Source organism: Actinacidiphila sp. bgisy145, assembly GCF_057708125.1.
The window spans coordinates 42,869-55,865 of record NZ_JBYIRL010000003.1; the positions used below are offsets into that span (position 1 = coordinate 42,869).

At 75.1% G+C, this 12,997-nt stretch carries 11 protein-coding genes; 10 read left to right on the forward strand and 1 reads right to left on the reverse strand.

Going from position 1 to position 12,997, the window contains the following annotated elements; genetic code table 11:
- Nucleotides 1-176: 176 nt before the first annotated feature.
- From AC3ERT_RS03970 to AC3ERT_RS03990, 5 genes are all read left to right on the forward strand, one after another.
- A complete protein-coding gene (locus AC3ERT_RS03970; protein ID WP_435172686.1) occupies nucleotides 177-1,481 on the forward strand; it encodes a DUF6716 putative glycosyltransferase in 1,305 nt (434 codons plus the stop codon).
- Between the two features lie 163 nt (nucleotides 1,482-1,644).
- Nucleotides 1,645-2,952 (forward strand): cytidylyltransferase domain-containing protein, encoded by a 1,308-nt coding sequence (locus tag AC3ERT_RS03975; protein WP_435172688.1) that lies wholly within the window; start codon nucleotides 1,645-1,647, stop codon nucleotides 2,950-2,952.
- 104 nt (nucleotides 2,953-3,056) lie between these two features.
- Nucleotides 3,057-4,001: an N-acetylneuraminate synthase family protein gene (locus tag AC3ERT_RS03980; RefSeq protein ID WP_435172690.1), complete on the forward strand. Its 945-nt coding sequence runs from the start codon at nucleotides 3,057-3,059 to the stop codon at nucleotides 3,999-4,001.
- Nucleotides 4,002-4,130: 129 nt separating this feature from the next.
- Nucleotides 4,131-5,189, forward strand: a complete 1,059-nt coding sequence (locus AC3ERT_RS03985) for a hypothetical protein (protein ID WP_335981781.1) — start codon at nucleotides 4,131-4,133, stop codon at nucleotides 5,187-5,189.
- 300 nt (nucleotides 5,190-5,489) lie between these two features.
- A complete protein-coding gene (locus AC3ERT_RS03990; RefSeq protein WP_435172692.1) occupies nucleotides 5,490-7,004 on the forward strand; it encodes a glycosyltransferase in 1,515 nt (504 codons plus the stop codon).
- Between the two features lie 52 nt (nucleotides 7,005-7,056).
- Here the strand turns inward: AC3ERT_RS03990 and AC3ERT_RS03995 are convergent, their stop codons facing one another.
- On the reverse strand, nucleotides 7,057-7,959 hold the full coding sequence (locus AC3ERT_RS03995) for a DUF3152 domain-containing protein (RefSeq protein ID WP_435172693.1): 903 nt from the start codon (nucleotides 7,957-7,959) through the stop codon (nucleotides 7,057-7,059).
- Nucleotides 7,960-8,236: 277 nt separating this feature from the next.
- Between AC3ERT_RS03995 and AC3ERT_RS04000 the strand changes: the two genes are divergently transcribed.
- From AC3ERT_RS04000 to AC3ERT_RS04020, 5 genes are all read left to right on the forward strand, one after another.
- Complete coding sequence (locus AC3ERT_RS04000) at nucleotides 8,237-9,022, forward strand: response regulator (protein WP_335981776.1); 786 nt, start codon at nucleotides 8,237-8,239, stop codon at nucleotides 9,020-9,022.
- Nucleotides 9,023-9,037: 15 nt separating this feature from the next.
- Complete coding sequence (locus AC3ERT_RS04005) at nucleotides 9,038-10,531, forward strand: ATP-binding protein (protein WP_435172694.1); 1,494 nt, start codon at nucleotides 9,038-9,040, stop codon at nucleotides 10,529-10,531.
- 23 nt (nucleotides 10,532-10,554) lie between these two features.
- Nucleotides 10,555-11,151 carry a GerMN domain-containing protein gene (locus tag AC3ERT_RS04010; protein WP_435172696.1) on the forward strand — a complete coding sequence of 199 codons (597 nt, stop codon included), beginning with the start codon at nucleotides 10,555-10,557 and terminating at the stop codon, nucleotides 11,149-11,151.
- 65 nt (nucleotides 11,152-11,216) lie between these two features.
- A complete protein-coding gene (locus AC3ERT_RS04015) occupies nucleotides 11,217-11,738 on the forward strand; it encodes a MarR family winged helix-turn-helix transcriptional regulator (RefSeq protein ID WP_435124893.1) in 522 nt (173 codons plus the stop codon).
- Complete coding sequence (locus AC3ERT_RS04020) at nucleotides 11,729-12,973, forward strand: MFS transporter (RefSeq protein WP_435172698.1); 1,245 nt, start codon at nucleotides 11,729-11,731, stop codon at nucleotides 12,971-12,973. Before AC3ERT_RS04015 ends, AC3ERT_RS04020 begins: the two co-directional genes overlap by 10 nt.
- The last annotated feature ends 24 nt before the right edge of the window (nucleotides 12,974-12,997 follow it).

A 12,997-nucleotide genomic window follows, 5' to 3' on the forward strand; every position in this document is an offset into this window, starting at 1 on the left:
TTAGGACGCGCTCCGGCCCGGTACTTTGCCGAATTCGTACTTCCAGGTAAACGGAGAATGTCGACCGGGTGTGCCCTCTGCGACGGCCCGCAGCTCGCGAAGTATCGGCATTCTGTTTACCTTCCGTTGGCCTTCGATTAGTCCATTCCACCCACCTGCTTCCTACTGTCTGCGATGTGCCAGAACGTACGTCAGGGCCCCTGCGGGTCACGGTGATCGCCGATTCGGACACCCGTTGGAAGTGGGGTGCGCTGACCGCGCGCCGGATCGCGCCGGACGCGCGGATCGACGCCCGCTTCCTCCGCGGCCGTGCCACCCCCACGCAGCGCCAACTCGCCGAACTCGGCATCACCGCCGACTCGATGACCGAGCAGACCACCGCCGAGATCCTCGCCGAGGTCAGCGCGGACACCTGCGACGTGCTCGTCATCTCCTGCGTGGGCGGCACCATCCAGTGCTTCCTGCACGGCCTGGACCGTGCCTGGCGCGGCCACGCCAACCGGCCGGTGGTGGTCACCGGTTACGTCGGCGTGGTCTACGAGAAGCTCGCCGACGGGCTGCTGCTGCGGGCCGGCGCCGACGTGGTGCTCGCCAACAGCACCGACGACGCGCTGCGGTTCCGCGCGGTGTACGAAGGGGTCGGCTTCCCGACCGGCGCGATCGTGGAGACGGCGCTGCCGTTCCTGGACGGCGCGCCCTACCGCCGCGACCCGAGCACCCCGTTCACCGTGACCTTCGCGGTGCAGCCGTCGGCGCCCGCCGAGCGCCCGGACCGGCTGTACCTGCTGCGCCGGGCCGTCGAGCACGCCCGGCGGCACCCCGACCGCGAGGTGCTGGTGAAGCTGCGCAGCATGCCCGGCGAGCAGACCACGCACGTCGAGGAGCACCCCTACCAGCACCTGATGCAGTCGCTGGAGCCGCCGGCGAACGTCTCGCTGGTCTACGGGGCAATGGGCGAGGTGCTCGACCGCACCGACCTGCTCGTCACGGTCAGCTCCACCGCCGCGCTGGAGTCGCTCTACCGCGGCATACCCACGGCCATCCTCACCGACCTCGGTATCCGCGAGCCGCTGGGCAACCACCACTTCCTCGGCTCGGGCTGCCTGGCCTCCTGGGACCAGCTCGACGACGGCGAACTGCCCAAGGCCGACCCGGACTGGACCGCCGCCCACGGGGTGGCGCTCGGCGACCCGTACGCCGACCTGCGGGCCCGCGTACGGGCCCTGCTCGCCGCCGGCCGGCTGCCGCGGCTGACCCCCTACTACACGCTGCGCACCGCGCCCGGCTACCTGCCCGGCATCCTCGCCCGCCAGGGCCTGGACCCCGAGGGCCTGCCCGCGGTCCGCGCGGCCACCGCCGCCGGCGGCAGCAACCGGGTGCGCAAGGCCGCCCGCCGGATGATCCGCAAGTCCGCCCGCACCGCCTACCGCCAGGGCGTGCAGCGCGTCGCCCCGGCCATCCGCCGCTGGGGCCAGCTGTGAGCCGGCCGCGCACCGCGGGCCCGGGGCGCGGCGGGACGCCGCCGCCCGGCCCGCGCACCTGCCTCCGTACGAGTCCGCGCACCCCGGTGCGCCCCGCACGCGCCGAAGCGGCGCGTCCCGCCGCGACCGCGGCCCGCACGACCCCCACGACAGGAGCCGCACGATGACCCAGACGATCACGTCCGCGGGGGAGCCGTCCCGCGCGTCGGCCGGCGAGGCGCGGGTCCTCGCCGTGATCCCCGCCCGCGGCGGTTCCAAGGGCGTGCCCGGCAAGAACGTGGCGACGGTCGGCGGGGTGCCGCTGGTGGCCCGCGCGGTGCGCGCCTGCGGCGCCGCCCGCCGGATCACCGCGACCGTGGTCTCCACCGACGACCCGGCGATCGCCGAGGTGGCCCGCTCGGCGGGCGCCGAGGTGGTGCTGCGCCCGGCGGCGATCGCCGGGGACACCGCGACCAGCGAGGCCGCGGTGCTGCACGCGATGGACGCCTACGAGGCGATGAGCGGCGCGGCCGCCGAGGTGGTGCTGCTCGTCCAGTGCACCAGCCCCTTCGTCACCGGCGAGGAACTGGACGGGGTGGTCGAGGCGATCACCGAGGGCGGAGCCGACACCGCGCACACCGTCGCGCCTTTCCACGGCTTCGTCTGGCGGGCCGACGGCCCGGACGGCGCCGAGGCGGCCGGCGGTTCGCACGGCTCGCACGGCTCGCACGGCGCCGAAGGCGCGGGCAGCGCCGACTTCCGCGGCAACGGCGTGGGCGTCAACCACGACAAGTCCACCCGCCCGCGCCGCCAGGACCGTCCGCAGGACCTGCTGGAGACCGGCGCCGCCTACGGCTTCCGCGCCGACGGCTTCCGGGCCGCCCGGCACCGCTTCTTCGGCCGCACCAGCCTGGTGTGGACCGACCCGGCCCGGGTGCTGGAGATCGACGAGCCCGCCGACCTGGAGCGGGCCCGCGCCCTCGCCCCGCTGCTCGACGCCGGAGTCACCACGCCCCGCCGCGACGACGTCGACGCGGTCGTCCTCGACTTCGACGGCACCCAGACCGACGACCGGGTGCTGATCGACGCCGACGGCCACGAGACGGTCAGCGTGCACCGCGGCGACGGCCTCGGCATCGCCGCGCTGCGCCGCGCGGGCGTCCCCGTGCTGATCCTGTCCACCGAGACCAACCCGGTCGTGGCCGCCCGCGCCCGCAAGCTCCAGGTGCCGGTGCTGCACGGCATCGACCGCAAGGACCTGGCGCTCAAGCAGTGGTGCGAGGAGCAGGGCATCGCCCCCGAGCGGGTGCTGTACGCGGGCAACGACGTCAACGACCTGCCGTGCTTCGGCCTCGTCGGCTGGCCGGTCGCCGTGGCCGGCGCCCACGACGTGGTGCGCGCCGCCGCCCGCGCGGTGACCACCCGGGACGGCGGCGACGGCGCGATCCGCGAGATCGCCGCCTGGCTGCTCGGCCCCACGCTCGCCCGCTGAGCCCGGCCGCCCCGAACTCCCCTCGCCTTTCCGGTTCCTGCGTCCCCCGGGCTTCCGGCCCGCGCCAACCCCCAGTCCCAACCCCCGTAGTGAAGGAACACGCCGTGACCACCACGCTCCCCGCCAACCTCCGCGCCGTCGGCTCCCGCCACATCGGCAACGGCCAGCCCGTGTACATCACCGGCGAGATCGGCATCAACCACAACGGCGACCTGGAGAACGCGTTCGCCCTGATCGACGCGGCCGTGGCCGCCGGCTGCGACGCGGTCAAGTTCCAGAAGCGCACCCCGGAGATCTGCACCCCGCGCGACCAGTGGGAGATCGAGCGCGACACCCCCTGGGGCCGGATGACGTACATCGACTACCGGCACCGCGTCGAGTTCGACGAGGACGGCTACCGCGCCATCGACGAGTACTGCCGCAAGCGGGGCATCGACTGGTTCGCCTCCCCGTGGGACGTGCCCTCGGTGGAGTTCCTGGAGAAGTTCAACGTGCCGGTGCACAAGGTCGCCTCGGCCTGCCTCACCGACGACGAACTGCTGCGCGCGCTGCGCGCCACCGGCCGCACCGTGGTGCTGTCCACCGGCATGTCGACGCCGAAGCAGATCCGCCACGCGGTCGAGGTGCTCGGCAGCGACAACATCGTGCTCTGCCACGCCACGTCGACCTACCCGGCGAAGCACGAAGAGCTCAACCTGCGCATGATCAACACCCTCCAGTCCGAGTTCCCGAACGTCCCCGTCGGCTACTCCGGCCACGAGGTCGGCCTCCAGACCACGCTCGCCGCGGTCGCGCTCGGCGCGGTCTTCGTGGAGCGCCACATCACCCTCGACCGCGCCATGTGGGGCTCGGACCAGGCCGCGTCCGTCGAGACCCAGGGCCTGGAGCGCCTGGTGCGCGACATCCGCATCATCGAGACCTCGCTCGGCGACGGCGTGAAGAAGGTCTACGAGGGCGAGATCGGCCCGATGAAGAAGCTGCGCCGGGTGGCCGGCGTGGTGGCCGAGGCGGAGGCCGAGGCGCAGCAGACGGCCGACGCGACGGTCTGACCGCTCCGCCCGGGCACCAACCCCATCGCCCGCGCCCGCGCGTGCGGCTCCCTCCGCGGAAGGAGCCGCACGCGGGCGCGGGCCGAGCTGACGGCGGACGCGTGCGGCCGCCCACCGAAAGGAAGCCGAATGGCCGACCGGCCCGCCCCACCGGGTGCCGTCGCGCTCGTCGAGTCGCCCGTGCAGCTGCTCAACGTGCTGGAGTGGGCCCACGTCCGGCCGCCGGCCGCACCGGGTGAGCAGGTCGCGCCGCTGACCGTGGTGGTGCTCTCGCCCGCCGACCCCACCAGCCGCGGCCAGTTGCGGCGGATGGCCGAACTCGCCCGGGACGAGGGCGCGTCGGTGCGGTGGTACGAGGCGCGCGGCGGCCGCGGCGGGCTGCTGCGGACCGCGTTCGCGCTGGCACCGACCCTGATACGGGTGAAGCGGCTGGTGATCGGCGACCCGTTCTCCCGGCTGGTGCAGGTGCTGCTGCCGCTGTGCCGGGCCAAGGACATCACCGTCGTCGACGACGGCACCGCGACCATGGAGTTCACCGAGATCCTGGCGCGGCGCGGGAAGCTGGTGCGCTGGCACCGCAGCGGGAAGCGGCGCTCCCCGGCGGACGTGGCGTTCGGCGTCTTCGCCCGCAGCGCGCGCCGACGGCTCACCCCCCGGCGGCGCTCCCGGATCGAGCTGTTCAGCGCGATGCCGGCGACGCCGCCGCCCGGAATGGCGCTGCGCGCCAACCGGTTCGCCTGGACCCGGGGGCGGTTCGGGCCGCCGCGGACCCTCGCGGGCACCGACCTGATCGGCACCTCGCTGGTCGAGACCGGTGTCGTGGACCCCGACCGCTACCTCGCCGTCGTCCGCGGGCTCGCCGAACGCCACGGTGCCCGGCGGTACTTCGCGCACCGCCGGGAGGCCCCGGCGAAGCTCCACCGGCTCGCCGCGGAGACCGGGCTGGAGATCGTACGGCCGGACCTGCCGCTCGAACTCGTCGCCCGCCGCGGGCCGATCGGGCGCGCGGTGCTCTCCTTCCCCTCCACCGTCGTGCACACGTTGCCGCTGGCGCTGGCCGGCACCGGGGTGACGATCACCGTCTGCGACATCGACCAGGAGTGGCTCACCACCGCGGCCTCCCCCCGCGCCCACACCTTCCTCACCGACATCACCGACAAGGCCCGCACCCTCCACAACCTCACGTAAGCGGGGTGCCCCTGACCCCCCGGGGTGGTGTGTCCTGTCGGCTGAGGGACCACCCGCCGGTGGTGGGCTGGTCGCGCAGTTCCCCGCGCCCCTGTGTTGCTCGGCTCTTCCGCGAAAGAAGCTCGCGCCCGAAGGGGCGCGGGGAACTGCGCGACCAGCCACGACGGGCCGCAAGGTCCCGGCACCCGGCGGACGGGGCAGCCCGGAGGGAGGCCCCCACCGGCAGGTGGTCCCTCAACCGACAGCCCGAGGCAACCCGGAGGGTCGCGTTCGTTCACTTCCGTAGGGTCGGATACGGGAATGGCGGAGCCCTCAGCCCGGCCGACGCTGCGCGTGGCGATCGTGACGGATGGCGTACTGGACGGCGACTCCCGAGCCCTGCGCGTGGCCGCGGCGGCGAACTCCGCCGGGTACGCCGTCACCCTGGTCGGCGCCGGCCCGGCGGTGACCACCCGGCAGACCCAACCGGAGGTCACCGTCAGGGAAGTGGCCGCCGGCGCCGCGCTCGGCGCCCACCGCGAGCGCCGCCCGCGCCCGGGCCTGCGCTGGCCGCTGGCCTACCGTGCCGCGGAGTCCTACGAGCGCCGCACCGCCCTGCTGGCCGCGCACCGCCTGCTGAGCGCCACCCGGGCCGCCGAACTCGACGTGGTGCACCGCCCGTTGCCGCTCCAGGCGTTCGCCCGGGCCGGGCACGGCCTGACGTCGGCGCGGCTGGCGGTACGCGCCGGCTGGACCGGCCTGCGGGGAGCCCAGTACCGCGCCGCGGTGGAGCGCCGCCGCAGCCCCGACACCCGCCTCGACGACCTCGCCGCGGAACTCGCCCGCCTGCTTCTGGGCCGCCGCGCCTGGCGGCGGCTGGACCCGTCCCTGCTGGACGAGGAGGTCGCGTACGGGCCGGTGCTCGACGCGGTCCGCCCGCACCTGATCCACGCGCTGGGGCACCGCGCGCTGGCCCTGGCGATCCGGGCGGCGCTGCGCGCGGAGGGCGCGGGCCACCGGATCGAGGTGGTGTGGGACGCGCCGCCGCGCATCCCCGCCGCCACCCGCCGGGCGGCCGTCGCCGACGACGCGCTGCTGCGCTCGTACGCCCGCGAGGCCGACGGCGTGGTCACCGTCGGGGACCGCCTCGCCGGTGAACTGCTGGTCCGGCACAACCTGTCCACGCTGCCCACGGTGGTCCGCAACACCCCGCCGATGACCGCGCCGCCCGCCGGCCGCGACGACGGGGTGCGGGCCCACTGCCGGCTCGGACCGGACGTCCCGCTGCTGGTGCACACCGGCCCGGTCACCCCCGACCGCGGCCCGTCCACCGTGGTGGAGGCGCTGCCGAAGCTCTACGACCTGCACGCAGCCTTCGTCGTGCCCGACCCCGACCACCCGTACCTGGCCGAACTCCGCGACCGCGCCGCCCAGATCGGCGTGCACGCCCGGCTGCACGTGGTGCCGTACGTGCCGGTGCCCGAGGTGCCCGCGTTCCTGTCCTCGGCCGACATCGGGGTGCTGCCGGTGCACCAACTGCCGTACCACCAGACGGTGCTGGCCACCCGTTACTACGAATACGCCCACGCCAGGCTGCCGGTGGTGGTCTCCGACGTGCGGGCGATGTCCGCGGCCACCCTCGAGGCCGGCAACGGCGAGGTGTTCCGGGCCGGCGACACCGCCGACTTCGTCCGCGCGGTCGGCGCGGTGCTGACCAACCCGCGCCGCTACCGCAAGGCGTACGACAAGGTGGAGGTGCTGCGCCAGTGGTCCTGGCAGACCGAGTCGGCACCGCTGCTCGACCTGTACGCCCGGCTGCTCGGCCCCCTGCGCTGAGCGCCGGCGGGACTTTCCGCCAACTGCCGTGCCCGCAAAGGCGATCGGTCCGTCAGGCGACCGACGGCCCCTGGATGTAGCGGCCCTTGCTGTCGTACGGCCAGGCGTTGGCCTTGCAGCCGTGCAGCCCGTCGATCTGCTGCATCATCACCGGCGCGAGCTTGCCCGCGCCCGGGCAGCCCTCGTGGCCGTGGCCGATGCGGTGGCCGACCTCGTGGTTGATGATCAGCGCCCGGTAGTCCTCGATCGGCCCGGGGAACTGCGGTGAACCCAGCAGCCAGCGCTTGAGGTTGACCACCACCGTCGCGCCGACGTCGCAGTTGACCTCGCCGTGGGTGTGCAGGCCGGCGGCGCCGCAGATGGCGTCCACCGTGTCCGGGGTGGCGATCTTGATCACGAAGTCGGCGGGGCCGGACGAGACGAGCTGGAAGCCGTCCCGACCGTCCTTGGTCCAGCCGCGCGAGTCGGCCAGGATGTCCTGGATCTCCTTCGCCGCGGCCTGCGACGCGACCCCGGTGCCGCCCTCCACCTGCACCTCGTAGCGGCGGATGTCACCGTGGCCGACCGCCTTCGCCGACGCGTCGGCCGTGGTGAAGCTGCCCGAGCCATGCGCCGGGACGCTCTGGGTGGTGGGGGCCTGCGACGTGGTCTTCGGGGCCGTGGTCTGAGGAGCCGAGGTCCTCGGTGCGGAGGTCTTCGGCGAGCCGGCCGCGGGCGCCGTGGCCCCGGCCGAGGGGGCACCGCTCCCGGCTGTACGGTCCGTGCCGCCGTCCGCTGCCGCCGACGTGCCGGCGTGGGCCTGGCCGCCCGAGCGCACCGTGGCGAGCGTCACCCCGAGCAGCGCCAGGAAGACCAGTCCGAAGAGCAGATACGGGCCGCGACGGGCCGGTGCCCGCCTGCCCGCGCCCCTGCCCGCGGGTGCGGTCGCCCTCCGCCTGCGTGCCCTGGTGCCCATTCCATGTCCTCTCCGGTCTACGGCATGACGGCGCACCGGTGCCACGGCGGCGGGGGAGGGGGACCGGGCGGCCGCGTACGGTGCGTAACGGCTCCAGGCTCGTGCCCGGAGATGATGACCTCTGGCCCGCGCGGTCACGAAGCCGTAACAGTCGGCCTGATGTGCCTGCTGGGGGGCGGTGGGAGGGCCCGCGGCCCGTGTGACCGTTCTGCAACAGTTGCCCCGGGAGCGGTCCCGGCGTGCCGCTCGCCCGCAGGGCGACCACATACTGATGCGCGTGCCCCGCGTCCTGCTGATCGAAGACGACCCCGCCGTCCGGCGGGGCCTGGAAGTAGCGCTGCGGCACCGCGGGCACACCGTCGAGTCCGCGCCCACCGGGGAGGAGGGGCTCGACCTCCTGCGGCCCTACCGGCCGGACGTCGTGGTGCTCGACCTGATGCTGCCGGGCATCCGCGGGCTCGACGTCTGCCGGCGGATACGTGACCACCACCAGGTCCCGATCATCATCGTGACCGCCCGCGGCGACGACGTGGACGTGGTGGTCGGCCTGGAGGCGGGCGCCGACGACTACGTGGTCAAGCCGGTGCGGGCCGGTGTGCTGGAGGCGCGGATACGCGCGGTGCTGCGCCGCGCCGACCCCGACGCGGCCGGCCGCACCCGGCCGGCGCCGAGCACCTACGGCGACCTCGTGGTGGACCGCACCGCCATGGCCGTCACCTACCGCGGCCGGCCGGTGCCGCTCGCCCCCTCCGAACTGCGGCTGCTGCTGGCGCTGTCGGCGTCCCCGGGACGGGTGCTCAGCCGCCAGCAGCTGCTGGAACAGGTGTGGGAGCACAGCTACCACGGCGACGTGCGGCTGGTGGACGCGTGTGTGAAGCGGCTGCGCGGCAAGCTCGGCGGCAGCGGCAGCGGCAGCGGCAGCGGCGGACGCTCGGGGCCGGGCGCGCGTGCGGCATCCGGCCCGGCTGCCGGCGCCGCCTCCGACGACTCCCGCGCGTCCGGCGGGAGCCAGGACTGCATCGAGACGGTGCGCGGCTTCGGCTACCGCTTCCGCGCGGTGTGAGGTCGGCCGGACGCCATGGCCAGGATGCCCGGAGCCGTACGCAGCCTGCGTTTCCGCCTCGTCGCCGGCTTCGCCCTGATCGCGGCGGTCAGCGCGCTCGGCACCGGAGCCCTGACCTTCCGCGAGGCGCGCACCGGTGTGCTCCAGCAGAGCCAGGACACCGTCGTCAACCAGTTCCGCGACAGCGTGGACGCCCTGACGCCCGGCATCCCGTCCCGGCCCGGGCAGCAGGATCTGACCGCACTGGTGGAGAACCTCGCCGCCACGCACCGCTCCCAGCACTGGCGGGTGCTGGCCACCTACGGCGGGCTGCGGGCCGGTTCGCAGCCCGGCGACCGCTTCCCCGAACTCACCGCGGAACTGCGGAAGTCGGTGCGCACCCGCAACGTCGCCGTCTTCCAGCGCGTGCACACCGGCGGCAGCTCCTCGCTGGTGGTCGGCCTGCCCGTCGTCTACGGCACCGGGGACGGCGGGCGGGTCGCGTCCGGGCTGGCCTGCTACCTCGTGGTGCCGCAGACCACCGAGCAGCGCTATGTCACCGCGCTGGTCGGGTCGGTCGAGCGCGCCGCGCTGCCGGCGCTGTGCCTGGCGGTGCTGCTCGCGCTGTTCGTCGCCCGCGGGGTGCTGCGCCCGGTGCGGGCGCTGCGCCAGGCCACCCGCCGGATGGCCGCGGGGCACCTCGACACCCGGCTCAGCGTCAACGGCTCGGACGAACTCGCGGACCTGTCGGCGGCGTTCAACGAGACGGCGGTGGCGCTGGAGCGCTCGGTGTCCGAGCTGCGCCGGATGGAGGCGCAGGCCCGGCGGTTCGCCGCGGACGTCTCGCACGAGCTGCGCACGCCGCTCGCCGCGATGTCGGCGGTCACCGACGTCCTGGACGAGGAGGCGGCGGGCCTGGAGCACGGCACCGCCGAGGCGGTGCGGCTGATCAGTGAGGAGACCGAGCGGCTGGTGCGGCTGGTGAACGACCTGATGGAGGTCTCCCGGTTCGACGCGGGCGCGGCCGAACTCCACCTCGACGAGATCGACCTGGCCGAGTCGGTGCGGCGCACGCTGGCCGCGCGCGGCTGGCAGGAACGCGTGGAGGTACGGCTGCCCGGGCCGGAGCAGCTGCGGCTGGCGGTGGACCCGCGGCGGTTCGACGTGGTGGTGGCGAACCTGGTCGGCAACGCGCTGCGGCACGGCGCCCCGCCCGTCAGCGTGACGCTGGCACGGCACGCGGAACCGCCCGGGGTGCGGCTGGTGGTGGCCGACGGCGGGCCCGGGATCGCGCCGGAGGCGCTGCCGCACGTCTTCGATCGGTTCTACAAGGCGAGTTCGGCGCGCACCCGGAGCGAGAGCAGCGGGCTCGGGCTGGCGATCACCGCGGAGAACGTGCGGTTGCACGGCGGGGCCGTCCGGGCGGAGAACGCGGCGGGCGGCGGCGCCGTCTTCACGGTGGAGCTGCCGGAGCTGCCGGAGCGGCCCGCGGGTGTGCCGGCGGGTGTGCCGTCGGGGGAGGACACGTGAGGGTACGGCGCGGGGCAGGAGGCGTGCGGGCATGGCACGCCGGCGCGGCCGGTGCGGCGGGCGCCGCCGCGCTGGCGCTGCTCGCCGGGTGCGGGGTGCCCACCACCGGCGTCATCGACGTGGGCGTGCCCGCGGACGCGCTGCCCAGCGGCCCGGCCGCGGTGCGCGTCGCGCTGGTCTACTTCCTCGACGCCGACGGCCGGCTCCAGGCGGCCGAGCACACGGTGCCGGACCAGGCGGAGCCGGAGGCGGCGGCGGTGGACCTGCTGCTGGCCGGGCCCGCCGCCGCCGGGCGCCCCGACCTCACCACGCACCTGCCCCGGTACCCGGTAGCCGCGCCGGTGAGCGTGCAGGGCCGTACGGTCACCGTGCGGCTGCCTTCCGCCGGGCCCCGGCTCGACGCGCTCGCGATGGAGCAACTCGCCTGCACCGCCGCCGAAGCGTGGCCCTCGGCGCTCCCCGCCGCCGCGACACTCCCGGGCGAGGTGTCCCCCGAACCCACCCGGCAGCCGGTCCGGATCGTCGTGACCGCCCCCGGCTGGCAGCTCACCCGCACCTCCCCCTCGTCCTGCCCGCGCCCCGCCACGCCGTCCCCCGCAGCCTCCGGCGGCGGGAGCTAGGAACCCGCCTCCGTCGCCCGGCCGCTCTTTGACAGTGCTTATATAAGTGCTGTTACATTCGTGGAATGGACGGCAAGGAGCAGGTGCCCGGGAGCGCGGCGGGAAGCGACCCCAGCGAGGAGGGGCTGTGGCGGCCGCTGTGGGTGCTGATGCGCGAGATGGACGACGACATCGCGCGGATCTACGCGGCGGCGGCGCTCGGCGAGATCAGGCCCACGCACGTGGGGGAGCTGCTGCGGCTGCACGCGCGCGGCCCCATGACGATCACCGAACTCGCCGCGTCCGTGGGCCTGACGCACTCCGCGGTCAGCCAGAAGGTCGCGGCGATGCGGACGGCCGGGCTGGTGCGGACCGTGCCGGGCGCGGACGCGCGGACGAAGAAGGTGACGCTGACCGCGAAGGCCAAGCGCCTGACGGGCCGGCTGGCGGCGGAGTGGCGGGCCACCGAGCGGGCGAGCGCCGAGCTGGAGGCGGAACTGCCGTACCCGCTCAGCCGCGTGGTCGAGGACATGCGCGCCGCGCTGGCCCGCCGCAGCTTCCACGACCGGATCGCCGCGCAGCTCGCACAGGACCCGGAATGGCAGTGAGGCACTTACTGGTCGACACCGCGCCGCTGCGTGCCTCCCCGGTCTTCCGGCGGCTGTGGACCGGGCGGGCGGTCTCCGGCTTCGGCGGGCAGATGACGCTCGTCGCCGTCATGTACCAGGTGTGGCAGACCACCGGTAGCACCGTGTGGAGCGGCGCGGTCGGGCTGGCGCAGGCACTGCCGGTGGTCGTGCTCGGGCTGTGGGCCGGGTCGGTGGCGGACCGGGTGGACCGGCGGCGGCTGTGCCTGCTGGCGGCCGCCGGCCAGGCGGTGTGCTCGGCGCTGCTCGCCGTCCAGGGGCTCGCCGGGCCCGCCCCGGTGGCCGCCGTCCTCGGGCTGCTCGCCGTGCAGTCGTCCTTCGGCGCGTTCTCCGGGCCCGCCGCGGGGGCGTTCCTGCCGCAACTGCTGCCCAAGGAGTCGCTCGCCGCCGGGCTCGCGCTCAACCGGGTCGCCTTCCAGGCGCAGATGCTGGTCGGGCCCGCCCTCGGCGGCCTGGTGATCGGGGTGTGGGGCGTCGGCGGGTGCTACCTGGTCGACGCGGTCTCCTTCGCCGCCGGGCTGTACGGGCTGTACGGCCTGCCTCCCTCGCCCCGGGGTACGGCCGCGGGCGCCGGTGCCCCGGCCCGGCCCGGGCTGCGCGGAATCGCCGACGGCCTGGCGTTCCTCGCCCGCACCCCGGTGGTCCGGGCGGCCCTGCTCACGGATCTGGCCGCCACCGTGCTGTCCATGCCGATCAGCCTCTTCCCGCTGGTCAACGCCGAACGGTTCGGCGGGAGTCCGCGCACCCTCGGGTTGTTCCTCACCGCGATCGCGGTCGGCGGGATCGCGGCGTCGGTGCTGTCCGGGGCGTTCACCCGGCGGGCACGGCCCGGGGCCGTCATGTTCTGCGGGTCCGCGCTGTGGGGGGTCGCGCTGATGGGCTTCGGGCTCGCGACGCGCCCCTGGGCGGCGCTCGGCTGCCTCGTGGTCGCCGGTGCGGCCGACACCGTGGCGGTGGTCTCCCGCGGGACGGTCGTACGGCTCCACACGCCGGACGCCCTGCTCGGACGGGTCGGTGCGGCCGAGCAGATCGTCGGGCAGGCCGGGCCCGACCTCGGGAACATGCGGGGCGGACTGGTCGCCGGCGCCTGGTCGGGCACGGCCGCCCTCGTCACCGGGGGTGCGCTGTGTGTGGCGGCGGTGGGGTGTATCGCCTGGGGAGGCCGTGAGCGGTCCCCCCGGGTTGCCACGTCTTGACCTACCCGGGACCGTCCGTGGACG